General features: G+C 70.5%; 24 protein-coding genes. 11 read left to right on the forward strand and 13 right to left on the reverse strand.

Annotation, left to right across the window (positions count from 1 at the left end; translation table 11 throughout):
• The first annotated feature begins 69 nt into the window (after positions 1-69).
• Positions 70-681 carry a DUF2306 domain-containing protein gene (locus QSK34_RS12615; RefSeq protein ID WP_285583450.1) on the forward strand — a complete coding sequence of 204 codons (612 nt, stop codon included), beginning with the start codon at positions 70-72 and terminating at the stop codon, positions 679-681.
• Here the strand turns inward: QSK34_RS12615 and QSK34_RS12620 are convergent.
• Genes QSK34_RS12620 through QSK34_RS12635 form a run of 4 tightly spaced genes read right to left on the reverse strand, consistent with a single transcriptional unit; the run spans position 665 to position 5,636 of the window.
• Entirely contained in the window at positions 665-1,303 is a 639-nt protein-coding gene (locus tag QSK34_RS12620) for a response regulator (RefSeq protein WP_285583452.1), read from the reverse strand. The two genes, QSK34_RS12615 and QSK34_RS12620, sit on opposite strands and share 17 nt — an antisense overlap.
• Entirely contained in the window at positions 1,300-2,370 is a 1,071-nt protein-coding gene (locus QSK34_RS12625) for a sensor histidine kinase (protein WP_285583454.1), read from the reverse strand. Before QSK34_RS12625 ends, QSK34_RS12620 begins: the two co-directional genes overlap by 4 nt.
• A gap of 4 nt (positions 2,371-2,374) precedes the next feature.
• Positions 2,375-3,565, reverse strand: a complete 1,191-nt coding sequence (locus QSK34_RS12630; protein ID WP_285583455.1) for an endo-1,4-beta-xylanase — start codon at positions 3,563-3,565, stop codon at positions 2,375-2,377.
• A gap of 13 nt (positions 3,566-3,578) precedes the next feature.
• On the reverse strand, positions 3,579-5,636 hold the full coding sequence (locus QSK34_RS12635; protein ID WP_285583999.1) for a RecQ family ATP-dependent DNA helicase: 2,058 nt from the start codon (positions 5,634-5,636) through the stop codon (positions 3,579-3,581).
• Between the two features lie 44 nt (positions 5,637-5,680).
• On the opposite strand from QSK34_RS12635, the gene QSK34_RS12640 reads away from it, so the two are divergent.
• Genes QSK34_RS12640 through QSK34_RS12650 form a run of 3 tightly spaced genes read left to right on the forward strand, consistent with a single transcriptional unit; the run spans position 5,681 to position 8,815 of the window.
• Positions 5,681-6,169 (forward strand): GNAT family N-acetyltransferase, encoded by a 489-nt coding sequence (locus tag QSK34_RS12640; RefSeq protein WP_285583457.1) that lies wholly within the window; start codon positions 5,681-5,683, stop codon positions 6,167-6,169.
• Between the two features lie 37 nt (positions 6,170-6,206).
• A complete protein-coding gene (locus QSK34_RS12645) occupies positions 6,207-8,648 on the forward strand; it encodes a DNA gyrase/topoisomerase IV subunit A (protein ID WP_285583459.1) in 2,442 nt (813 codons plus the stop codon).
• Positions 8,645-8,815 (forward strand): hypothetical protein, encoded by a 171-nt coding sequence (locus tag QSK34_RS12650; RefSeq protein ID WP_285583461.1) that lies wholly within the window; start codon positions 8,645-8,647, stop codon positions 8,813-8,815. Before QSK34_RS12645 ends, QSK34_RS12650 begins: the two co-directional genes overlap by 4 nt.
• Here QSK34_RS12650 and QSK34_RS12655 read toward each other — a convergent pair.
• The 4 genes from QSK34_RS12655 to QSK34_RS12670 all read right to left on the reverse strand — a co-directional run bounded on the left by QSK34_RS12655 (position 8,794) and on the right by QSK34_RS12670 (position 10,654).
• Entirely contained in the window at positions 8,794-9,285 is a 492-nt protein-coding gene (locus QSK34_RS12655; RefSeq protein ID WP_285583463.1) for an SRPBCC family protein, read from the reverse strand. The two genes, QSK34_RS12650 and QSK34_RS12655, sit on opposite strands and share 22 nt — an antisense overlap.
• A 3-nt stretch (positions 9,286-9,288) precedes the next feature.
• Positions 9,289-9,591, reverse strand: coding sequence for an ArsR/SmtB family transcription factor (locus QSK34_RS12660; protein ID WP_030454606.1), 303 nt, complete (start codon positions 9,589-9,591; stop codon positions 9,289-9,291).
• A gap of 32 nt (positions 9,592-9,623) precedes the next feature.
• Positions 9,624-9,986 carry a VOC family protein gene (locus tag QSK34_RS12665; RefSeq protein ID WP_030454607.1) on the reverse strand — a complete coding sequence of 121 codons (363 nt, stop codon included), beginning with the start codon at positions 9,984-9,986 and terminating at the stop codon, positions 9,624-9,626.
• Between the two features lie 380 nt (positions 9,987-10,366).
• On the reverse strand, positions 10,367-10,654 hold the full coding sequence (locus QSK34_RS12670) for a hypothetical protein (RefSeq protein WP_285583466.1): 288 nt from the start codon (positions 10,652-10,654) through the stop codon (positions 10,367-10,369).
• A gap of 137 nt (positions 10,655-10,791) precedes the next feature.
• Here QSK34_RS12670 and QSK34_RS12675 point away from each other — a divergent pair, with 137 nt between their 5' ends.
• Both QSK34_RS12675 and QSK34_RS12680 read left to right on the forward strand, forming a co-directional pair.
• A complete protein-coding gene (locus tag QSK34_RS12675; RefSeq protein WP_161478865.1) occupies positions 10,792-11,310 on the forward strand; it encodes a beta-class carbonic anhydrase in 519 nt (172 codons plus the stop codon).
• Positions 11,310-12,059, forward strand: a complete 750-nt coding sequence (locus QSK34_RS12680) for a GNAT family N-acetyltransferase (protein ID WP_285583469.1) — start codon at positions 11,310-11,312, stop codon at positions 12,057-12,059. Before QSK34_RS12675 ends, QSK34_RS12680 begins: the two co-directional genes overlap by 1 nt.
• A 267-nt stretch (positions 12,060-12,326) precedes the next feature.
• Here QSK34_RS12680 and QSK34_RS12685 read toward each other — a convergent pair whose 3' ends face one another.
• The gene (locus tag QSK34_RS12685; RefSeq protein WP_285583471.1) at positions 12,327-14,405 is read right to left on the reverse strand and encodes a DNA gyrase/topoisomerase IV subunit B; all 2,079 of its coding nucleotides are present in this window, start codon (positions 14,403-14,405) and stop codon (positions 12,327-12,329) included.
• Positions 14,406-14,641: 236 nt separating this feature from the next.
• Between QSK34_RS12685 and QSK34_RS12690 the strand changes: the two genes are divergently transcribed.
• The 3 genes from QSK34_RS12690 to QSK34_RS12700 are packed head-to-tail and all read left to right on the forward strand — an operon-like array spanning position 14,642 to position 15,790.
• A complete protein-coding gene (locus QSK34_RS12690) occupies positions 14,642-14,872 on the forward strand; it encodes a DUF7455 domain-containing protein (RefSeq protein WP_030454612.1) in 231 nt (76 codons plus the stop codon).
• 28 nt (positions 14,873-14,900) lie between these two features.
• On the forward strand, positions 14,901-15,065 hold the full coding sequence (locus QSK34_RS12695) for a hypothetical protein (protein ID WP_285583472.1): 165 nt from the start codon (positions 14,901-14,903) through the stop codon (positions 15,063-15,065).
• On the forward strand, positions 15,059-15,790 hold the full coding sequence (locus QSK34_RS12700; protein ID WP_285583473.1) for a YaaA family protein: 732 nt from the start codon (positions 15,059-15,061) through the stop codon (positions 15,788-15,790). Before QSK34_RS12695 ends, QSK34_RS12700 begins: the two co-directional genes overlap by 7 nt.
• Here the strand turns inward: QSK34_RS12700 and QSK34_RS12705 are convergent.
• From QSK34_RS12705 to QSK34_RS12720, 4 genes are all read right to left on the reverse strand, one after another.
• Positions 15,780-16,682 (reverse strand): hypothetical protein, encoded by a 903-nt coding sequence (locus QSK34_RS12705; RefSeq protein ID WP_285583475.1) that lies wholly within the window; start codon positions 16,680-16,682, stop codon positions 15,780-15,782. The genes QSK34_RS12700 and QSK34_RS12705 overlap by 11 nt on opposite strands.
• A 200-nt stretch (positions 16,683-16,882) precedes the next feature.
• On the reverse strand, positions 16,883-18,550 hold the full coding sequence (locus tag QSK34_RS12710) for an RNA polymerase sigma factor (RefSeq protein ID WP_285583477.1): 1,668 nt from the start codon (positions 18,548-18,550) through the stop codon (positions 16,883-16,885).
• Between the two features lie 218 nt (positions 18,551-18,768).
• Complete coding sequence (locus QSK34_RS12715; RefSeq protein WP_285583479.1) at positions 18,769-20,865, reverse strand: SpoIIE family protein phosphatase; 2,097 nt, start codon at positions 20,863-20,865, stop codon at positions 18,769-18,771.
• A 177-nt stretch (positions 20,866-21,042) separates the two neighbouring features.
• Complete coding sequence (locus QSK34_RS12720) at positions 21,043-21,609, reverse strand: HhH-GPD-type base excision DNA repair protein (RefSeq protein WP_285583481.1); 567 nt, start codon at positions 21,607-21,609, stop codon at positions 21,043-21,045.
• Between the two features lie 170 nt (positions 21,610-21,779).
• On the opposite strand from QSK34_RS12720, the gene QSK34_RS12725 reads away from it, so the two are divergent.
• Together QSK34_RS12725 and QSK34_RS12730 are read left to right on the forward strand one after the other, a co-directional pair.
• Entirely contained in the window at positions 21,780-22,022 is a 243-nt protein-coding gene (locus QSK34_RS12725) for a hypothetical protein (protein WP_161478857.1), read from the forward strand.
• Positions 22,023-22,148: 126 nt separating this feature from the next.
• Entirely contained in the window at positions 22,149-23,651 is a 1,503-nt protein-coding gene (locus QSK34_RS12730; RefSeq protein ID WP_285583482.1) for a hypothetical protein, read from the forward strand.
• Positions 23,652-23,659 lie beyond the last annotated feature (8 nt).

The raw sequence follows: 23,659 nt of genomic DNA on the forward strand, positions 1-23,659 counted from the left end.
GTTGGAACGATCAGGCCGGAGCCGTTGGCGCGATGTGAACGGGTGCCCCTGATCGCGATGATCTGCGGCATGACCGTCAGACGTCTGTGGATGATGCCCACCGGGCTCGTGCTGCTCGCCCTCGTCCCCTCACTGGCCGGTGGGCTCCGCCTGGCCGAACTGTCCGGCGGCGGGCCCGTCACGCCGGACAACGTCCGCTTCTTCGACATGCCGCTGCCCGTCGTGGCCCACATCGTCGGCGCGGTGATCTACGCCCCGCTGGGGGCGTTCCAGTTCGTCCCGTCGCTACGGCGAGGCCCCTGGCACCGGCGGGCCGGGCGGGTGCTGGCGGTGGCTGGGCTCACGGTGGCCCTCAGCGGGATCTGGATGGCCCTCTGGTACGACCTGCCGGAGACCGACGACGGACTGCCGATGACGATCATGCGGGTGGCCGTCGGCGGGGTGATGGCCTTCGCCGTCGGGTACGCCGTCCTGGCGGTCCGCCGGCGGGATTTCACCACCCACCGGGCCTGGATGATCCGCGCCTACGCGCTGGCGATGGGCGCCGGCACCCAGGCGTTCACCCATGTGCCGTTCGCCGTCGCCGGGATCACCCCCGGCGACACCGGGCGGTTCGTCGCGATGGCCGCCGGATGGGCGATCAACGTCGCGGTCGCCGAGTGGGTCATCCGGCGTTCCTGATCCGGCCGGTCTCGTAGGCCCACATCGCGATCTCGACCCGGTTGCGGGCGCCGAGCTTGGCCATGAGGCTGGCGACGTGGGTCTTCACCGTGCTGACCGAGATGTGCAGTTCGTCGGCGATCTCGTGGTTGGTGCGGCCCCGGGCCACGGTCGTGATGATCTGCTCCTCCCGGTCGGTCAGCGGCTCGAACGGCTGGACCGGGTCGGCCGTGCCGGCGAAGGCGCGCAGCAGGCGGGCGGTGACGCTGGGCGCGATCAGGGCGTCGCCGTCGGCGGCGGCCCTGATGGCCTGCGCGAGCAGCGCCGACCCGGCGTCCTTCAGCAGGAAGCCCCGGGCCCCGGCGCGCAGCGCGGCGTAGACGTACTCGTCGAGGTCGAAGGTGGTGATGACGACCACGGCGACCTCCTGGGACAGCTCGCGGGTGGCCTCGATGCCGTTCATGCCGGGCATCCGGATGTCGAGCAGGCACACGTCGGGCCTGAGCCGGCGGGCCAGCTCGACCGCGCGGCGGCCGTCGGCGGCCTGGCCGACGACCTCGATGTCGTCGTGGGCCTCCAGGATCATCACCAGGCCGGTCCGGACGATCTCCTGGTCGTCGGCCACGATCACGCGAATGGTCATGCGGTCCTCGGGAGCACGGCGGTGACGGTCCAGCCACGGCCGGGGGCAGGGCCCGCCTCGCAGGTGCCGCCGAGGAGGGTGGCCCGTTCGGCCATGCCGAGGAGACCATAACCGTTCGCACCCGGCGCGGGCACCTCCCCGTCGTCGGTGACCCGCAGCGTGACCCGGTCGCCGTCGGCCGCGACGAGCACGTGGATGCGGGTGGCGTGGCGGGCGTGCCGCCGGGCGTTGGTGACCGACTCCTGGGCCAGCCGGAAGATCGCGGCGTCGGTCGGGGGCGGGAGGGCGCCGAGGTCGCCGCGCACCTCGACGTCGACGGGGACGCCGGAGCCCTTCTGGAGCTCCGCCAGATCGGCGACGCCCCGGGCCGGGTCGAGGTCGGCGGGGTGGCGCAGCACCCGGACCATGGTCCGCATCTCGGCCAGCGCCCGCGACGCCTCGGCCTCGATGACCTTCAGCGCCTCCACGGCCGCGTCCGGGTCCTTGTGGGCGCGGGCGAGCCCGGCCTGGGCCCGGATCGCCATCGCCGACACGTGGTGGGCGACGGTGTCGTGCAGGTCGCGGGCCAGCCGTTCGCGTTCGAGCAGCTTCACCTGCTCGCGGTCGCGCTGCTGGACCCGCACCCGGAACCGGACGGCGATCCCGGCGAGCAGCGCGATCGAGACGACGGCGGCGGCGCCCACCAGGTCGGCGGGCCCCGGGACCGACAGGGCGACGTTGCCGAGCATGACGGCCGCGCCCGCCAGGACCTCGCGCCCCGACCCCCACCGGCCCAGCGTGTAGGGCAGGATCAGCAGGAACACCGCCGTGTGGGTGTCGTCGGGGCGGCCCATCAGCACGTCGGCCACGAGGGTGCCGCCGAAGGCGAGCACCACCATGAGCAGCGGACGGGCCCGCCGCCACCACAACGTCGCCACCAGCACGAGCGTCAGCGCGACCACCGGCCGGGGCAGCTCCGGCCGCAGCACCCCTTCGAGCACCACGGCCGGCACCAGCAGGGCGATCAGCGCGTGGTCACGCCAGACCCGCTTGGGGGGAGGCGGAACAGGACGCGGCTCGTTCCACACGCCGTCATGGTACGAGTTCGCACTCGATCGCGGATCGGCCCGAAGTACTACCGTTTCCGAGGGTCACCGTGCCCGTCCGGCCCTGGTGTTCGATCGTGTACGTCCCCCGGAAGCCCGTCAGCGGGATCCGGCCCTCCTCGTCGGTCCGCATGGTCGTCTCGGGCAGCCACCACTCGCCCCTGACCAGGTTGTGGAGGGCGTGATAGGAGGGCTTGGGGCTGCCGTCGGCCCGGACGAAGCCGCCGGGCGCGCCCAGCCACTCGCCGTCCTGGATGCCCCAGTAGGTGATCGCCCGGACGGCCGGGTGGCCGACCAGCGTGCGGTAGTGGCGCACGATCTCGTCGGCCTGCCGCTCCTCGCCCTCGGGCGTGGAGGGCCAGTCGTCGATCTGGTAGTCGTTCAGGTCGACGATCTCGGGGGGCATCAGGTGCCCGGACACGATGGTCGTCTCGGTGAAGTGGATCGGCAGGCCGTACCGGGAGAAGCGGTCGAGGGTCTCCAGGGTGCGCTCCTCGCCCCAGTAGCCCTGGTGCATGTGGCTCTGGAGGCCGAGCGCGTCGATGCGGACGCCCGCCTCGAGCACGCCCTCGATGAGGCACTCGTAGGCGGCCGACATGTCGAAGTCGTTGAGCAGCAGGGTCGCGCCGGGGTTGGCGTGGCGGGCGGCGTCGAACACCATCCGGATCATGGGGATGCGGCCGATGTCGCGGCACAGGCGGGTGATGCCGTTGTCGTACCTGTCGAAGATCGGCATGATGACGACCTCGTTGATCACGTCCCACATGTCGATCACGCCGGCGAAGTCGGTGACCTCGCGGGTGATGCGGGCGACCTGGGCGGCGGCGATCTCGCCGTTGTTGAGGCCGAGCAGCCAGTCGGGGGCGAGGGTGTGCCAGGCCAGCGGGTGGCCTTTCACGGGCACCCCGCGGTCCTTGAAGAACGAGGCCATCCCCATCAGCTTCTCGGTCTGCGGGTTGCCCATGTCGCCCTCGAACTGGGCCCAGTAGAAGGGCAGCGTGGCGAAGTTGAACAACCCGAACCAGTGGTCGGCCAAGGGGATGTCGCGTTCGAATCCGGTGCAGCCGAACAGGAACTCGTGATCGGTCTGCCTGACGAGAACGTCCTGCCCGGCGACGGGGGTCTGGTCGGCGGTGACGGTGACGAGGGCGTCCGCGACGCGGTGGGAGGGAAGCACCCCTCCCCTATACCTACGTGGCGGCCGCCAACACCAGGGGGAGCACGACCGGTGCGCCCGCGTGGCGGATCTGTGCGGCGGCCAGCGTCAGCGTCCAGCCGGTGTCGGACCGGTCGTCGACCAGCAGGACCGGCCCCTGGGCCTCGGCGATCTTCACGGCGAGGTCGCGCGGCATGGCCAGGGTTCCCCTGATCGCCTGGACCCGCTGGTTGCTGTTGAACTGCCGGCCCGGAGCGCCGTCGCGGTAGCCCAGTTCTCCCAGGTAGGACAGGCGGCCCACCTGCGCGAGGCGCTCGGCGAGGCTGCGTACCAACCGGGGTTTGGAGACCGAGGGCACACTGACGACGGCGACCGGCCGCTGCTCCCAGCTCCAGCCCTTCAGCACCTCGACGACAGCGGCGAAGACGTCGTCGGGCACGTCCTGGTCGGGCCCGGCGAGCAGTTCCCTGAGCCGGGTGCCCCAGCCGATGTCGGTCAGCCGGCCGAGCGCGCGGCCGGTGCCGGCCGACAGTTCCGGCTTGATGCGGCCCTTGAGGTCGTCGAGGCCGGTCGGCCACTGGCGCCGGGGTTCGAGGTCGACGCCGGGCCGGACCAGCCGGTCGTGGGCGCTCTTCACGGCGGTCTCGGCGACGCCGGCGTCCCACCAGGCGCCGGTGCAGTTGTCGCAGCGGCCGCAGGGGGTGGCGGTGTCGTCGTCGAGGTGGCGGCGCAGGAACATCTCGCGGCAGCCGTCGGTGGTGAGGTAGGCGAGCATGGCCTCCTGCTCGGCGGTGCGCTCGGCGGCGACCCGCTTGTAGCGGTCGGCGTCGTAGGCCCACTCTTCGCCGGTGGCCTCCCACCCGCCCTTGACCCGGCGGACCGCGCCGTCGACGTCGAGCACCTTGAGCATCATCTCCAGCCGGGTGCGGCTGAGGTCGACCCGGCTCTCCAGCGCGGCCGTCGAGAGGGTCTGGTCGCCGAGCGCGGCCAGCGCGGCCCTGACCTGGTGCTCCGGCGGGAACGCCAGCGAGCCGAAATAGGCCCAGATGTCGCGGTCTTCGGTGCCGGGCAGCAGGATGACCTCGGCCCGCGCCACCCCGCGCCCGGCGCGGCCGACCTGCTGGTAGTAGGCGACCGGCGACGGCGGCGCCCCGACGTGGACGACGAACCCGAGGTCGGGCTTGTCGAACCCCATCCCGAGCGCCGAGGTGGCCACGAGCGCCTTGACCCGGTTGGCCAGCAGGTCGTCTTCGGCGGCGAGCCGCTCCGACGGCTCGGTCTGCCCCGAGTAGGCCGCCACCGGGAACCCCTGTTCGCGCAGGTAGGCGGCGATCTCGGAGGCGGCGGCGACGGTCAGCGTGTAGATGATCCCCGAGCCCGGCAGCTCCTTGAGCGCGGTGGCCAGCCAGGCCAGCCGCTTCTCGGGCCCGCCGGGGGTGACGACGGACAGGCGCAGGCTGTCGCGTTCGAGCGGCCCCCGGAGCACGAGCGCGTCGCCGAGCTGCTCGGCGACGTCGCGGGTCACCCGCGCGTTGGCGGTCGCGGTCGTCGCCAGCACCGGCACGCCGGGCGGCAGCTCCTCCAGGAGGGTGCGCAGTCTGCGGTAGTCGGGCCGGAAGTCGTGGCCCCAGTCGGAGATGCAGTGGGCCTCGTCGACCACCACGAGCCCGGCCGACTCGGCCAGCTCGGGCAGCACCTGGTCGCGGAACTCGGGGTTGTTGAGCCGCTCGGGGCTGACCAGCAGCACGTCGACGAGCCCTTCGGCGACCTGGCCGTAGATCTTCTCCCACTCACCCGGGTTGACCGAGTTCACGCTGACGGCGTGGATCCCGGCCCGCTCGGCGGCGGCGATCTGGTTGCGCATCAGCGCCAGCAGCGGCGAGACGATCACCGTCGGCCCCTCGCCGAGCTCGCGCAGCAGCGCGGTGGCGATGAAGTAGACCGCCGACTTGCCCCAGCCGGTGCGCTGCACCACCAGCGTGCGCCGGCGGTCGAGGACCAGCGACTTGATGGCGGTCCACTGGTCGTCGCGCAGGGTCGCGTGGTCGCCCGCGAGGGCCCGGAGGCGCTCCTCGGCCTCCTCGCGCAGCATCTCCTCTTCGCTCACGGTGTCCTTAGTACCAGTAAATTCCCCATGTGGACGTCACCACCTGGTACCTCGAACAGACCGACCCCTCCGATCTGCGCCCCGCCCGGCCTCCGCGCGACCACGTCGACGTCGTCCGGGCCGAGATCCCCTCAGCCGATTTCCACCGCTTCCTCTATTCCGCCGTGGGCGGCGGCTGGCAGTGGACCGACCGCCGCGACTGGACCGACGACCAGTGGCTCACCTGGCTCGACCTGGGCGTGGAGACCTGGGTGGCCTATCTGCGCGGGACGCCCGCGGGGTACATCGCCCTGGAGCCGCAGGGCTCCTCGGTGGAGGTCGCCTATTTCGGGCTTCTCCCCTTCGCCATCGGCCGGGGCATCGGCGGGCACCTCCTGCACACCGGTGTCGCAAGGGCCTGGCAGCTCGCCTCCGAGCGGGTCTGGGTGCACACCTGTTCCCTCGACTCCCCGGCGGCCCGGGGAAACTACGAGGCCAGGGGATTCCGCCTGTACAAGACGGAAGTCTCGAAGGTCTGAGTCGCGGGCGTCGGTGGGGACCGGCAAAATGTTCGACATGGCCCGACGAACCACCAGCCCCCCGCCCGACGAGGACTTCGAGGAGCGGATCGTCGACATCGACGTGTCCGCGGAGATGCGCACCAGCTTCCTGGAATACGCCTACAGCGTCATCTACCAGCGTGCGCTCCCCGACGCCCGCGACGGGCTCAAGCCCGTGCAGCGCCGCATCCTCTACTCGATGAACGAGATGGGGCTGCGCCCCGACCGGGGCCACGTGAAGTCGTCCCGCGTCGTCGGCGAGGTCATGGGCAAGCTCCACCCCCACGGCGACGGCGCGATCTACGACGCGCTGGTCCGCCAGGCCCAGCCGTTCTCGATGCGGCTGCCCCTGGTCGACGGCCACGGCAACTTCGGCTCACCCGACGACCTGCCGGCCGCCATGCGCTACACCGAGGCCCGCCTGTCCGACGCGGCGATGCTGATGGTGCAGTCGATCGACGAGGACACGGTCGACTTCAAGCCCAACTACGACGGCCAGGAGACCGAGCCCTCGGTCCTGGGCTCGGCGTTCCCCAACCTGCTGGTCAACGGCTCGACGGGCATCGCGGTCGGCATGGCGACCAACATGGCCCCCCACAACCTCGTCGAGGTCGTGGCGGCCGCGCGGCACCTGCTCAAGCACCCCGACGCGACGCTCGACGACCTGATGAACTTCATCCCGGGCCCCGACCTGCCCACGGGCGGCTACATCAACGGCCTGTCGGGCATCCACGACGCCTACCGGACCGGCCGCGGCACCTTCAAGATGCGGGCCACCGCGACGATCGAGAACGTCACCCCGCGCCGCAAGGGCCTGGTCGTCACCGCGCTCCCCTACAACGTGGGCCCCGAGCGTGTCGTCACCAAGATCAAGGAACTGGTGACGGCCAAGAAGCTGACCGGCATCGCCGACCTCAAAGACCTCACCGACCGGCACAAGGGCCTCCAGCTGGTCATCGAGATCAAGAACGGCTTCAACCCCGAGGCGGTGCTCGAGGAGCTCTACCGGCTGACGCCGATGGAGGAGACCTTCGGCATCAACAACGTGGCCCTCGTCGACGGCCAGCCGCGCACCCTGGGGCTGCGCGAACTCCTCTCCGTGTACGTCGAGCACCGCCTCGACGTCGTCCGCCGCCGCTCCCTCCACCGCAGGCGCAAGCGCGAGGAGCGCCTCCACCTGGTCGAGGGCCTGATCGTCGCCCTGCTGAACATCGACGAGGTCATCCAGGTCATCCGCACCTCCGACGACTCGGCGGCGGCCCGCGGCGGCCTGATGGAGCGCTTCTCGCTCAGCGAGATCCAGGCCAACTACATCCTCGACACCCCACTGCGCCGCCTGACCCGCTACGACAACCTGGAGCTCGACAAGGAGAAGGCGACGCTGACCCGCGAGATCGCCGAGCTCACCGAGATCCTCTCCTCCGATCTGAAGCTCCGGAAGGTCGTCTCCGACGAGCTCGCCCAGGTCGCCAAGACCTACGGCACCCCCCGGCGCACGCTCCTGCTGGAGGGCGGGGTGGCCGCGCTCGCGCCGGTGCCCCTGGAGGTCGCCGACGACCCGTGCCTGGTCCTGCTCTCCTCCACGGGTCTGCTGGCCCGCACGGCCGACGCCTCGCCGCTGCCCGCCACGGGTGAGCGCACCGTCCACGACGTGCTCGTGTCGGCCGTGCGCTCGACCGTCCGGGGCGAGGTCGGGGTGGTGACCTCGCTCGGCCGCATGATCCGGGTCAGCGTGGTCGACCTCCCGACCCTCCCGGCCTCGGCCAACCCGCCGTCGCTGGCGGGCGGCCACCCGGTGGCCGAATACGTCTCCCTGGCCGCCGACGAGACCGTGGTGGGCATCGGCTCCCTCGACCCCGACGGCCCCGGCCTGGCCCTGGGCACCGAACAGGGCGTCGTGAAGCGGGTGGTCCCCGACTACCCGGCCAACCGCGACGAGTTCGAGATCATCACCCTGCGCGACGGCGACACGGTCGTGGGCGCGGTCGAGCTGACCTCCGAAGACCACGACCTGGTGTTCATCACCTCCGACGCCCAGCTGCTGCGCTACTCCGCGACCAACGTCCGCCCCCAGGGCCGCCCGGCGGGCGGCATGGCCGGCATCCGGGTGGAGCCCGGCGCCAAGGTCATCTGGTTCGGCGCGATCGACCCCGCGCGCGAGTCCCGCGTGGTGACCATCGCCGGTTCGTCCACCGCCCTGCCCGGCACCCAGATCGGCGGCGGCAAGATCTCCGACTACGCCGAGTTCCCCCCGAAGGGCCGCGCCACGGGCGGCGTCCGCGCCCAGCGTTTCCTGAAGGGCGAAGACGTGCTCCTGCTGGCCTGGGCCGGTCCCGGCCCCGCGAAGGCCGTCTCGTCGGTCGGCAAGCCGGTGCCCCTGCCCGAGGAGATCGGCCGGCGCGACGGCTCGGGCGTGCGGCTGACCCACACGGTGGCGGCGATCGGCGGCGCCTTGTGACCGAGTTCCTGGAGGCCGCCGACCGCCTGTGCGCGGCCATCCGGGCTCACGCCGAGGCGCTGACCAGCACGCCCCGCCTGTCCACGGCGGTGGTCCCGGCAGGTGTCGAGGTCGCCGGCCAGACAGGCTGGTCGAGACCGGCGGGTCAGGACAGCTTGGTCTCGTAGGCGTCGCGGAGGTCCTGCCAGCCGTGGGCCAGGGCGTCGTCGCCGACGACGCGGCCCTTCGGGGTGCCCGTGAGGAGGAGGTCGGCGGTGTCGAGGCAGACGTGCCAGCCGGCCGCGTTGCGGGCCGCCCAGTCCGGGCCGGGCATGGTGTGGGAGAGGCGTAGGCGGGTGCCCGACTCCGTCGGCTCCAGCTCCCAGCGCAGGAGGTCGCCGCCCCACGTGTATTCGAGCAGGTGGGGGCGGTCGGCCTTGAGGATGGTCTCCTCGGTGCCGGCGCCGTCCATGACCAGGGTGGCGGCGCCGGGTGTGGCGAGGTCGCGGTCGGGCTCGAAGGGGGCCCATTCCCTGAGCTGACCGGGTTCGGTCAGCGCGGCCCAGACCTTCTCGGGCGGGTGGCGGAGGTCGCGGGTGAAGACGAGGGTCCAGCGGCCGTCGTCTGCCGGGTGGGCCGTGACGTCTGCGAGTTCCATGGCCTACTCCTGCCGGTCGAGGTGGGCTTCGAGGGCGTCGAGGCGGTCGTCCCAGAGGCGGCGGTAGGGCGCCAGCCATTCGTCCAGGGCCGCCAGCGGACGCGGCTCGACGCGGTAGATGCGCTGCTGCGCGGCCGTGCGCGAGGAGACCAGCCCGGCCTCCCTGAGCACCTTGAGGTGCTTGGAGACGGCGGGCTGGCCCATCGACAACTCCCGCACGAGCTCCCCGACGCTGCTCTCCGACCGGCGCAGCCGGTCGAGAATGCGGCGGCGGGCCGGCTCGGCGAGCACGGCGAACACGTCCACCCGCTTATATTCCCCTTCAGGAATATAAGCTGTCAATCACAGAGGCAGAACAGGTGGCCGGCCGGGTCGAGGTAGACGACGAAACCCTCCTCGTTCCCCGGCTGGTGGTGGTGCTTGACCGCCCCCAGCGCGACGACCTTCTTCCCGGCCTCGGCCAGGTCGTCGACGACGACGTCGAGGTGGGCCTGCTGCGGGTGGTCGGGCTGCGGCCACACCGGGGGGACGTAGTTGGGGGCGTGCTGGAACGCCATGTGGACCGGGCCGCCGTCACCGATGGTGACCCAGTCGCCGTCGTTCTTCACGATCTCCCAGCCGAGGAGTTCGGCGTAGAAGTCGGCGAGGGCCTTGGGGTCGGGGCAGTCGTACACGAACGAATGGAGGGTGGCGATGGCCATGGACGTCTCCTGCTTTCCCGTAACGATGTAACCGGCTAAGAACTTATACCGGTGTCGCCGGATAAGCCAGGCAATTACCCCACCCGTCGAGGCGCACGCCGGTTCCCCGTCCCGCCTGCCCCCACCGCCCCGATGGTCACCACCTCAGATGCACGCTCCCCCGCCCAGCGGCTCCGGGAAGGGTCACCCGCTTCGAGGCGTCGATTCGCGACACGCCCCGGCCCCGCCCGACTTCTTGCGTCCTTCGCCGGCTCCGATGCGCACCCCGGGGCTCTCCGAACTCGCGAACACGGACCCACCATGCCCACCGCCCGGGAAATCGAGCCGCCGACCAGACACCGGCGCCGAACCGCCCCCGCGCCTCGACCACGCGTGCCGCGCTACCTCGCCAGGGCCTCCAGGAGTTGCGCCGGGTCGCCACCCGCCCACTCCGCCAGCAACTGCGCTTCGCGGTCACCCGGTTCGAACGCGTCGGGCTTCAGCATGCCCGTCTCGCGCAGCGCCACGATCAACGGGTCGTCCTCCGGCAGCGTGTCGACATAACAGGCGGCGTCGATGAGCGCGAGGGCCAGGCGGGCGTTGCGGCCCTCGTCGGACGGCTCCACGCGGTCGAGGCGGTGCCGGGCGCGGGCGCGGAGATGGTCGGACAGGGGCGCGGTGGTGCTCATGCTCTCGGGTCTCCTCAGACGGTCGGCGACTTTACGTCACGGATAATTACCTAGGGTGACACGAGTTCGGGAGTGCTTCATCGCATTGGTAGACCCCGGGAAAGGTCACGAATGCGGTCTGCGGGAACATTCGGTACATGAACGGTGCCTTCGATGATCTGCTCTCGGCCAACGAGACCTACTCCGCCACGTTCACGGGTTCCGGCCTGACCGGTACCGCCGCCCGCGGACTGGCCGTCGTCACGTGCATGGACTCCCGCATCGACCCGCTCGGCCTGCTGGGCCTCAAGCCGGGCGACGCCAAGATCCTCCGCAACGCGGGGGCCCGCGTGACCGACGACGTGCTGCGTACCCTCGTCGTCGCCGTGTTCGTGCTCGGCGTCAACCGCGTCCTCGTGATGCCGCACACCGACTGCGGCATGACGAAGGTCACCGACGACGACATCCACGACCTGGCCCTGGCCCAGGGTGTCGACACCCGGAGCCTCGACTTCCACACCGTGCCCGACCAGAACGCCGCCCTGCGGCACGACCTGATCCGCATCCGCACCAGCCCGTTCCTCGACGGCGTGGTGTCCGTCGGGGGCGCGATCTACGACGTCCGGACCGGGAAACTGACGCCGATCGAGGAGCTCCGCCGGGACGCCGCCGCGTAATGACGGAACTCGACCGGATCCTCCGGTTCAAAGAGGATCACATCCGCTCCCAGGCCGACGACGTCCAGGAGCACCTCTTCGGTTTCGCGGTCCGCAATCTCCGGTACGCCGCCTCGCACCACCACAACAAGGTCGTGATCACCGGCCCGGCGGACGCGCCGGAGATCCTGACCCTGGCCGACCACGCCCTCGGCGGGGCGGCCCACCGCCTGGTGGAGATCCACCACGAGCCCACGGCACTGGCCGTGGCCGGGGCACTGGCCGAAGCGGGCTACGACCACGAGTCGAACCTGCTGATGCTCCACCAGGGCGCCCCACCGCCTCCGGCGCCCGGCGTGGAGACCGTGACCCTGGCCGACCTCCACGAGCCCGTACGGGCGAGCTGGGCCGCCGAACTCCCCCAACTGACCCCGGAGGAACTCGACCAGCTCACCGAACGCCGCGCCACCCTCCTCCAGGACGGCTACGAGACCACCTTCCTGGCCGTGCGGGACGGAGGGACCATCGTCTGCCACGGCGACCTCTACATCCACCGGCCGTCGGGCACCGCCCAGTTCGAGGACCTGTCGACCCACCCGGACCACCAGCGCCGGGGCCACGCCCGAGCCGTGGTGACGGAGGCGATCCGCCGAGCGGGCGACCTGACCCTGTTCCTGGAGGCCGACGAGACCGACTGGCCCAAGGACTTCTACGGCCGCCTGGGCTTCACCCCGGTCGGCCGCACCCACCACTTCCGCCGAATGTCGTAACCCGACGGGCCGCTCACCGGGGAGCGGCCCCGTCTCCAAGCCCAGGCCCCTGACCGATCCCGACGGCCGGCGCGGACCGGAGCAGCCCGCCAAAGCCCTCAGCCTGCTTCGGGTGCGGCCTGTCGATCTCGGTGGCGACCCGATCAACTCGGCGATGGCCCGCCCACCTCGACGCAGGACCCCGACGTCAGGCGGCCGCCCGCATAAAGCGAAGACCTGGCCGCCCGGCAGAGGGCGATCCAGGTCGTCACAGGCGTCGAGCCGGGGTCAGGCGTCGATGTGGTCGCGGTCGATGTCGGAGGCCGAGCTGACGATGAACTCGCGCCGGGGCGCCACATCGCTCCCCATCAGCAGGTCGAAGATGCGCTCGCCCTCCTCCACGTCTTCGATCCGGATCCGCCGCAGCACCCGGTGGCGCGGGTCCATGGTCGTCTCCGCCAGCTGGTCGGCGTCCATCTCGCCGAGGCCCTTGTAGCGCTGGGGCGGTTCCTTCCACTTCTTGTTCCGCTTGCGCAGCCCGGCCAGCACCTTGTGCAGTTCGGCGTCGGAGTAGCAGTAGATGTACTTCTCCTGCCCCCGCCCGGGATTGGTCAGCTCCACCCGGTGCAGCGGCGGCACGGCGGCGAACACCCGCCCGGCCTCCACCATCGGCCGCATGTAGCGGTGGAACAGCGTCAGCAGCAGGCACCGGATGTGGGCGCCGTCGACGTCGGCGTCGGCCATCAGGATGATCTTGCCGTAGCGCGCCTGCTCGATGTCGAACGTGCGGCCCGACCCGGCCCCCACGACCTGGATGATCGCCGCGCACTCGGCGTTCTTCAGCATGTCGCTGACCGACGCCTTCTGCACGTTGAGGATCTTGCCCCGGATGGGCAGCAGCGCCTGGAACTCCGAGTCGCGGGCCAGCTTGGCGGTGCCCAGCGCCGAGTCTCCCTCGACGATGAACAGCTCGCTGCGGTCGACGCCGTCGCTGCGGCAGTCGACCAGCTTCGCCGGCAGCGCCGAGCTCTCGAGCGCGGTCTTGCGCCGCTGGTTGTCGCGGTGTTCGCGGGCCGCGATGCGCGCCTTGGCCGCCGCGACGATCTTCTCCAGGACGGCCCTGAGCTGCTGCTTGGCCCCGCGCGGCGGGTTGGTGAAGGTCTCGCGGAGCTCCCGCGAGACGACCGTCGAGACGATGCGGGTCGCCGCGGAGGTGCCGAGCACCTCCTTGGTCTGGCCCTCGAACTGCGGCTCGGCCACCCGCACGGTCACCACGCCGGTCAGACCTTCGAGGATGTCTTCCTTGGTCACGCCGTCGTCGTTGGCCCTGAGCAGCCGGGACTCACGCAGTAACTCGTTCATGGTCCGGACCAGCGCCCGCTCGAAGCCGAGCACGTGGGTGCCGCCCTTGGGCGTGGCGATCACGTTCACGAACGACCGCACGGTCGAGTCGTAGCCCTTGCCCCAGCGCACCGCGACGTCGACGACCATCTCGCGCTCGACCTTGGTCGGCGTCATGTGGCCCTGCTCGTCGAGCACCGGCACGGTCTCGTGGAAGTGGCCCTGGCCCTGCATGCGCAGCACGTCGCAGACGGCCTCGTCGCGGGCCAGGAACTCGGTGAACTCGCTGATCCCGCCGTCGAACCGGAAGGTCTCCTCGGAGCCCTCCTCGGTACGGCTGTCGCGCACCGACAACGTCAGGCCGGGCACCAGGAACGCGGTCTGCCGCAGCCGGACGTGGATCTCGTCGAGCGAGACCTCCGCCTCGGGCAGGAAGATCTGCCGGTCGGCCCAGAACCGCACCCGCGTGCCCGTGACCCGGGACCCGAGCGGCCCGCCGTCGCGCAGGCCGGACTTCTTCTTGAACTTGGCCGACGGGCCCGCGCCGTCGAAGATCCCGGGCACGCCGCGCCGGAAGCTGATCTCGTGGACCCGCCCGTCGCGGTCGACCTCGACGTCGAGCCGGGAGGACAGGGCGTTCACCACCGAGGCGCCCACGCCGTGGAGGCCGCCGGAGGCGCCGTAGGACCCGCCGCCGAACTTCCCGCCGGCGTGGAGCTTGGTGTAGACCAGCTCGACACCCGCGAGGCCGCTCTTGGGCTCGACGTCCACGGGGATGCCGCGGCCGTCGTCACGCACCTCGATCGAGCCGTCTGGATGGAGCTCCACCTCGATGAGGGAGCAGTATCCGGCCAGCGCCTCGTCGACGCAGTTGTCGACGATCTCCCACAGGCAGTGCATGAGCCCGCGGCTGTCGGTCGACCCGATGTACATACCTGGGCGCTTGCGGACGGCTTCGAGACCTTCCAGAACCGACAGATGACGAGCCGTGTAACCCGTCTCCGCTACCGTCACTCCAGCTCCCACGCTCAACAGTCGAACACGCGTACGCAGCTTAGCGCTAGGCGTGGTTTTACGCCTACCAGCTTGCCAGCTGTCGAGGGCTTCTCGTTACCTGCGGTGTGATCCACGTCACCTTTCGGAACATTCCGCTCTCGGCGTAGTCAGGAGGTGATTGGGAACGCCCGCATCCGGTTAGATGTTGTCCCAAGTGACTGTGACGCCAACATCCCCGGTCAACGGGGTGACCCGAAAGGCGATACGTGACTGGAGCTCTCGCCCCCACCAAGCCGCTGACCGCCCTAGACCGCTGCGACCGATGCGGCGCTCAGGCCTACATTCGCGCGACTCTTCCGGTAGGCGCCGAACTCCTGTTCTGCGCACACCACGGCCGACAGCACGTGGCCGCACTGCGCGACAAGGGCGCTGAGATCCAGGACGAGTCGGCCCGACTCAGTTCAACCCCCGCCTCCGCCGCTCCCGACGAGCGGTGATCCGGCGGCCGAAATCGACGACGACGGCGTGACCAGGCTCTCCCTGGTCACGCCGTCGTCTTTTCTCCGTTACGGCTCCGCCCACCCCGGCACCGCCCGCCGCCCCCGCACCCCCCGCATCCGGCGCCGACCGGCCGCGCCGCTCCCGCGCCGCGACGACGTGCGGATTCCCCCTAGGCTGGGCGCGTGCTGATCCTCCTGCCGCCCTCGGAGGGCAAGGCGGCCTCCGGCCGGGGTCGTCCCGTCGATCTCGACTCGCTGAGCTTCCCCGAGCTGACCTCCTCCCGCGAGAAGGTCCTCGACGCGCTCATCGACCTCTGCCACACCCCCGAGCAGGCCCACCAGGTCCTCGGCCTGCCCCCCGGCCTCGCCGACGAGGTCGGCCGCAACCGCGGCCTGCGATCAGCCCGCACCGTCAAGGTCTCCGACCTCTACACCGGCGTCCTCTACGACGCCCTCAGCCTCGCCACACTCGACTCCAAGGCCAGGGCCCGCGCCACGAAGCGGATCGTGGTCTTCTCGGGGCTCTGGGGCGCGCTCAGGCTCGGCGACCGGATCCCGCCCTACCGGCTCTCGATGGGGGTCCGCCTCCCGCCCGTCGGCGGCCTGGCGGCGTTCTGGAGGCCCAGCCTCGCCCCGGTCCTCGACGAGGGCGCGGGCCTCGTGGTCGACCTCCGGTCGTCGACCTACGCGGCGGCCTGGAAGCCCAGAAGGGAGACGGTCGCGGTCAGGGTCCTCAGGCACGACGGCACCGTCGTCAGCCACATGGCCAAACTGACCCGGGGTCGGATCGCCCGGTCGCTGGTGGAGAGCCCCGCCTCGGCGAAGGACGCCGGCGAGCTCGCCCACCTGCTGACCCGGCTCGGTCATGCCGTCGAGCTCCACCCGGGCAGGCTCGACGTGGTGCTCAGTTCGTGATCACGTTCAGCTTGCTGCAGGCCCGCTGAAACTGGTTCTCCGGTTCCCCGCCGAGGTGTGACCACGGCAGTCTGCTGAACCGGCCGCCCGTCCGCGTGAGATGTCCCCTCGCCGGACGTCGCAGGTCGGACAGGAAGAAGGCGGCTCCGAAGGCGTTGTGGGCCTCGATCGATCGCGGGTGGGCGGGGCCGATCCGGCGCTGCGACCACTGGCCCGCCGCGGCGACGATCTCCCGTTGGGCGTCGAAGCCGAACCAGCCGCCACGTGACATGGGAGTACGTTCCGCGGCGACGTTCTCGAAGTGGGCCAGCGGGATGAGGGCCGGCAGGGGGCTGCCCTCGGGGGCCTTGGCGACCACCGTACGGGCGAATTCCAGCATTTCGGTCGCGGTGCCGCCCCAGCCGGGCGACAACGTGATCAACCGGGCCACGTTGGCCGGATAGAGCGTCGGCCAGCGACGGGCGCATTCGTACCAGACGGAGTCCTTGTCGCCGCGCGGCCGTTCGAGGCCGACCGCGAGCCAGAGCATCGACTCCCACGGGACCGGGTCGGCGGGCATCAGGCCGGCCGCGGTCACCAGCGGCTGACGGGCCGACTCCATGGCGGAGTGGTAGGCCTCCAGCCGGCGGGCCTGCACGGCCCGCGCCTTCACTTCGGGTTTTATCTCGAAGGCCTCCTCGATTCTGGTCCGGCCCAGCCACAACCACAGATCGGGATTCGACTGATCCCGGGCGATGAGGCTTTCGATGCCGCGGCTCATTCCGACCGCCGCGCGGGAGAGGGCCTCGATCCGCAGCGCGCGGACTTCGGGATCGCCTCTGGTGGCGGCCAGGAGGGGCACGGCCGCCTCGACGTTACGGCGCTGAACGGCCAAAACGGCCTCGTCCAGCATGATGTCCGCCCATGGGCGGTCCGGGATCACTCGTGGCCCCCGAGCACGTGCTCGATCCACTTCGATTACTCCCATGGGGCGGCAGCATAGAAGTGACGAGTTGGTCACGCGCAACTTTCGTGTTACGCCCAAGTAAAAACAGCACGTTAATACGGCCCGGTACGCAATATCGCATACCGGGCCGTATTTACGGATATCCGTTAGTCGAGGTAGTCGCGCAGGACCTGCGAACGCGACGGGTGACGCAGCTTCGACATCGTCTTCGACTCGATCTGGCGGATGCGCTCGCGCGTCACGCCGTAGACCTTGCCGATCTCGTCGAGGGTCTTGGGCTGACCGTCGGTCAGACCGAACCGCATCGAGACGACGCCCGCCTCGCGCTCGGACAGGGTGTCCAGAACGCTGTGGAGCTGCTCCTGGAGCAGCGTGAAGCTGACGGCGTCGGCCGGGACGATGGCCTCGGAGTCTTCGATCAGGTCACCGAACTCGCTGTCGCCCTCCTCGCCGAGGGGGGTGTGCAGCGAGATCGGCTCGCGGCCGTACTTCTGGACCTCGATGACCTTCTCGGGGGTCATGTCGAGCTCGCGGGCCAGCTCCTCCGGGGTGGGCTCGCGGCCCAGGTCCTGGAGCATCTGGCGCTGCACGCGGGCCAGCTTGTTGATCACTTCGACCATGTGGACCGGGATGCGGATGGTCCGCGCCTGGTCGGCCATGGCCCGGGTGATCGCCTGCCGGATCCACCACGTGGCGTAGGTCGAGAACTTGTAGCCCTTGGTGTAGTCGAACTTCTCGACGGCGCGGATCAGACCGAGGTTGCCCTCCTGGATCAGGTCCAGGAACAGCATGCCGCGGCCGGTGTAGCGCTTGGCCAGCGAGACCACCAGACGGAGGTTGGCCTCCAGCAGGTGGTTCTTGGCCCGGCGGCCGTCTTCGGCGATCCACTCGAGCTCGGCTCGGACGTCGACGGGGAGCTGGTCACCGTCGGTGCCCAGCTGCTCCTCGGCGAACAGGCCGGCCTCGATGCGCTTGGCTAGCTCGACCTCCTGCTCGGCGTTGAGCAGGGGGACCTTGCCGATCTGCTTCAGATAGTCCTTCACCGGGTCGGCGGTGGCGCCGGCGGCGGCGACCTGCGCCACGGGAGCGTCATCGTCGTCGTCGGTGAGGATCAGGACCTCTTCTTCGACCTTGGCGACGACCTCGGCGCCCTTGGGCTCGTCGGTCGTCTCCTCTTCGGAGTCGCCCTCACCCTCGGACTCGTCGCTCTCCACGTCGACCTCGACGTCTTCGATGTCCTCGATGTCGAAGTCTTCGATGTCGACGTCTTCGATGTCGTCGTCGTCTTCGGACAGGTCGGCCGACTTGGGCTTCGGCTCGGCCTTACCTGCGGGGGCGGCGGGACCCGTGGCCGGCGCATCGGCCTTGGGCTTCCCGGCGGGGGCGGTCTTCTTCGCGGACGCGGCGGGCTTCGCAGCCGGGGCGGCCTTCTTGGCGGCCGGCTTCTTCGCGGCCGGAGCGGGCGCCGGATCGGTCACCACGGCGGTGACGGTCTCGGGCTGCGACTCCTTGGCGGCGGCGGCCTTGGTGGACGTCTTCTTGACGGGCGCGGCCTTGGCACGGCTCTTCGCGGGGGGCTTCGCCTTCTTGGGCCCCGCGGAGTCTTCGGCGGTGAGCCTGACGATGATGCCCTCTTTGCTGAGGCTGCGCAGGATTCCAGCGACTTGCGGTACCGGAATGTCCGCTTCCTCGACCGCCCGGCGGACATCCTCGGCTTCGAGGAAACCCTGCGAGCGCCCACGCTCGAGGAGCTGCTGAATCACTGGCTCGTTCAGCTCCGACGGCTTCGAGCGAGTCGAACTTGCAGGCGACACGAACACCTCTCGAACGAACGCATGGCGAGAATGGACCCAGGTGGTTGCTTCTTTTCCGATGGCGAGGCCGCGCGGAGGGCGACAAACCATTCTGGCACGCCGCGACACCCCGTACGGCCACCTCCGGCCGGTTGCCCTCCACCCTAGGCCGACCGAGACACTGGTGCGTACGGAAGCCGGTCACCGATACCCGAAAGCAACCGTTATGACTGATTCATTCAGTCACTCTTCGTGGCAGCGGGGACATGAACCGCAAGCACCGTGACGTCATCATCCTGTTCATACCCGGACAACATCCGGTCCACCAGGAAATCAAGCAACATATGGGGACTTGTCAAGATCTCCTCAGGAGCTTCGGCGACGACCGCGGAGAGTTCCCGCAGACCCGCGTCCAGGCCCCGCTTGCGGTTTTCGACGAGACCGTCGGAGTAGAGCACCGCCGTGTGGCCGGGCGGCACGGCGAACCGGAACTGCTTGCGGCTGGTGGCCCACCCGAGCGGGGTGCCGGGCTGGTCGCTCTCCTGGAGGATCGCGGTGCCCTGCGGCGAGACCAGCAGGGGCGGCGGGTGACCGGCCAGCGCGAGGGTGCCCTCGCCTGTGGTCGGCTCGACGACCATGTAGGCCAGCGTCGTGACCTGCTCTTCCTCCTCGGTGGCCTCGAAGACGCGGTCGAGGCCGGTGAGCACCGCCGCGGGCGGCGGGTTGGTCAGCGCGAGAGCGCGCATCGCGTTGCGGATGCGGCCCATTCCGGCGGCGGCCTTGACGCCCTTGCCCATGACGTCGCCGACCACGGCGGCCACCCGGCCGTCCTGGAGCACGAAGGCGTCGTACCAGTCGCCGCCGACCTGGACGTGGCGCGAGCCCGAGCGGAACCGCTGGGCCAGCACCAGGCCGCGCACGACCGGCAGCCGCTCGGGGAGCAGGCTGCGCTGGAGCGTCTCGGCGGTGCGGTGCTCACGCTCGAACAGGGTGGCCCGCTCGACGGCCAGCGCGCACTGACCGGCCAGGGCCTCCAGGAACACCCCGTCTTCCTGGGAGATCTTCTGGGGGCGGGTGAAGGAGAAACGGAGCGCTCCCAGCGCGCGTCCGGCGGCCAGCAGCGGGAGGCCCACCCAGGCCCGCTCCTGGGTGTGGGCGAGGAAGCCGTTGATCTGGTCGGTCTCGCCGCCGGCGTCGGTGAGCTGGGCGCGCAGGCTTTCAGGCGACTCGGCGAAGACCGGCCGGCGGCTGTTCACGGCCATGGTCATCACGCTGGAGCGCGACAGCGAGATGTCCTCGCCGGGGGCGCCGCCCGCGTCGGGGATGGCGCCGGAGTTGATCACCTTGAGGGTGCCGCGGTCGGGGTCGAGCAGCGCGACGGCGGAGTGGTCGGCGGCCAGGGCGGTGCGGCCGACGTCGATGATGACCTGGACGACCTGCTCGACCGTGAGCGCCTCGGCCAGTATGGCCGTCGCGCCCTGGAGCCGGGCGGTGCGCAGGGCGGCGGCGCCGAGCTGGTCGGTCAGCCGGCCCCGCATCTCCTCGGCCTCACGCTGGGCGGTGACGTCGGAGTTGGCGCCGACCCACTCGACCACGCGGCCGTGGCGGATGATCGGCACGGCCCGGACCTCGAAGTCGCGGTAGCCGCTGGCGCGGGTGCGGACGCGGTAGCTCCACTCGAACATCGTCCGGCCGCGCAGGGCCTCGCGCCAGGCCTCCTCGGCGGCGGGGCGGTCGTCGGGGTGGACGGCGTCTAGCCAGCCGTGGGCGAGGTATTCCTCCAGCCCCTGGCCGGTGATGGCGCGCCACTGCGGGGCGTCTTCGACGACGGCGCCGCTGGGCGAGGTGATCCAGACGAGCTGCTGCTGCGACTCGACGAGCGAGCGGTAGCGCTCCTCGCTGCGGCGCAGCTCTTCTTCGGTGGTCTGGCGCTCGGTGAGGTCGACGCCGAACAGGGAGGTGCCGATGGCGGCGCCCTCGTCGTCGTGGAGCGGGAAGAACGAGATGGTCCAGTGGCGGGCGTCGCCGTTCTCGGCGCGGGTGCGCAGCCGCTGGTCGGTGACGGGGAGACGGTCGTCGTTGATCCTGCGCAGGGCGGAGTCGATCACGGTGGCGAGGTCGGCCGACAGGATGTCGGCGGGGAGGCGGTCGATATGCCGGTCGACAGCGAGCCCCGTCAGCTCGGTAAAGGTGGAGTTGACACGGACAAAACGGCCAGTGGTGTCGAAGAAGGCGAAGGCGTACGGCGCCTCGGCCATGAGGCCCTTGAACAGGGCAGAGTCTGAGATGTCCAAACCCGACTCCCGGGGACGGGGCACGGAGGTTTCGGCGCTCATGGTCGGCACCTCCGTCGCGTGCCAGGGTCTCCCACGAGGCACATCTCCATAACTGTATTGAGTAGCGCAGTTCTGCCCTACATCATCGGCGATGGGCACGCACGGACGGAAGCCCCGCCCGGCATGCGGTCAACGCATCCTGTCAAAAAAGCGCCACCTCGCGCAGCAAGATCTCACTTACTTTTTGGCGGCCTTCTTCGCTTCCTGCTTGGTCGCCCGCACTTTCGCGAGACTGCCGGCGTCGACCACGTCGGCGACCGACCGGAACGCCCCCTCCTCGCCGTAAGCCCCCGCGGCCTCGCGCCAGCCCGGCGGCTGCACGCCGAGCTGTTTGCCCAGCAGCGCCAGGAAGATCTGCGCCTTCTGCTTGCCGAACCCGGGAAGGCCGGTCAGGCGGCGCAGCAATTCGGCTCCGCTGCCCGCGTCGGTCCAGACCCGCTCGGCGTCGCCATCGTAGTGGTCCACCAGATGGGCCGCCAGTTGCCTGATCCGCCCGGCCATCGAGCCGGGATAACGGTGCACGGCCGGTTTCGCCGAAAGTATCGCGGCGAAGGCCTCCGGGTCCATCGCGGCGATCTCGTGGGCGTCGAGGTCGTGGCCCAGCCGCTCGGAGATCGTGTAGGGACCCTGGAACGCCCATTCCATCGGGATCTGCTGGTCGAGCAGCATGCCGACGAGCAGGGCCAGGCCACTGCGCCCGAGGAGTTCGTCGGCCTCGGGACGCTGTGTTAGCCGGATGTACATGTTTCCAGCTTCGCACGCGTCACCCTGGTGTGTTTGGCTCATGTAACAAAACCACGCGGAGGGTTGACACCAGCGCGGAAAGTTATGGAATGAGAGACGGCACTTTCGCCCGACAACCGGTGCCCCACCGAGCACCGGAATTCCCACATTCAGCGAGGATGCCTGCCTCCATGCCTACACTCGCCACGAGCTCCACAGCCGCCGGAACACGCGCTGGAACACGTGAGGCCGTCACCGCACGGCTCGCCGAGGAATTCATCACCGTCCCCCTGGTCACCGTCGAACGGTGCGTCGACGACGTCTGCGCCTGCACCGAGCACCTCGGCGTCGACGTCACTCCCGTGAGCATCGAACGCATCGCCCGGGAGCACCTTCTCGCCCTGGTCAACTCCGCGCCTCCGAGCAGGAGATAAATAACGGGGTAGTCACCGGGCCGCGTTACGGTGCCTTTTGGGGTCGTAATGCGAGAAGGTAGAACAGTGAGTCGAAGACGGAGACGAGATCCCCGGGAAAATCCGCCGGACGACGTCTTCGCGGAGATGCTCCTCGCGGCCCGCGAGCTCCTCGCCGTCAGGAGTCCGCTGGACGCCGAGCTCATGGTGTCCGACATGCTGGGCGCCTGGTGGGGGAAGCGGCTTCGCGGCGGCGACGTGGAGCAGATCCTCGGAGAGGGCCTCGTCGACTACGCCGCCAAGGCGGGCACCCCCGCCGCGCTCACGCTGCTCATCTCGGTCGCCTACCTCGGCACCGCCCGGCAGGCCGCCAAGGCCGAGGGCGCCGCGCTGGCCCTCATGGAGTCCGACGTCGCCCGCCCCGGCTGGGCCGACCGCGTCGGCGCGGTCAAGCCGCAGGGCTGCTACGTCTCCCGCGACATCTACGGCGACCAGGACACGGTGGTCAGCACCTTCGCCTACAACGGCGACGACACCCACGCCCTGGTGCTGGTCGTCGACTACAACATGCGCGGCATGGCCCGCGACGCCTGGGTCTCCACGCAGGTCGACAAGCTGCTGGAGCAGGCCGGCCTGGAGGCCGCGGGCAACCCGATGCTCCGGTTCGAGGAGATCGAGCCGCAGCAGGCGCGGGCGCTGCTGGAGTTCGCCATGAAGGCGGCCAGGGAAGAGGCCTACGACCGCAAGGCGCCCAAGGTCGTCAGCGACAGCTACTCCGCCTACCACGCCTTCGCGCGCTCCCGGATCAAGGCGCTGCCTCCCGGCCGCAAGCGCCCGGCCCCGGCCCACAGCGAGGCGCCCTACACGAGGGAACGCCGGGCCATGCTCGCGGCCGAGTTCCTGGCCAGCGACGCCGCCGAGAACCTGAGCGACCCGTCGGCGGCCTCGCGCTGCGCCGACCACATCATCGACTACGGCTGCGACCAGGATTTCGGCCGTCCCCACCGGGTCAGCCCGGCCAAGTGCGAGACGTTCCTGCTCGACTGGCTGCCCCGCAAGATCATGCTGACCCCGGCGCAGCAGGACGCCATGCCCCATGTGCTGGCCGCCTGGGTGCGCTTCGCGGGCTCCCGCATCGGCCTGCCCGACCAGGCGATCCGGGCGACGCTCGACGCCGTCTGGGAGGCGACCGCCCGGTTCGGCGTGGCCTACCGCGACCCGACGTCGTTCGGGCTCGACCGCGAGCTGGTCGAACGGCTCCTGCCCGACGGCGACCTGTCCGCGCTGGCCCGGCGGGCGTTCGTGTTCCCGGTCCTCCAGGGCACGTACGGCGACGTCGAGCTCGACCGGCTCAACCCGGCCGACGAGGCCGACCGGCGGATCCTGCTGGAGATGGACCACGCCGGGGAGTTGTCGCGCCCCGACTTCGCCGAACACCTGGCCTGGCACGAGGAGATCGCCAAGCGCCTGTGGGACGGCGACCCGCCCCAGATGTGGGAGGCGGCCCAGCGCCTGATCGACCTCGGCCACGACCGCCACGACGTCTTACACGTGCTGATCGAGATCGCCGAGCGCATCGGCGACCACCCCGACGAGCTCGCCGCCGCCCTCGACGACATCGCCGACATCCCCGACGAGCCGCCCCTCTAGGCTGGGGA

Source organism: Herbidospora sp. NBRC 101105 (genome assembly GCF_030269205.1).
GTDB classification, from domain to species: Bacteria; Actinomycetota; Actinomycetes; order Streptosporangiales; family Streptosporangiaceae; genus Herbidospora; species Herbidospora solisilvae.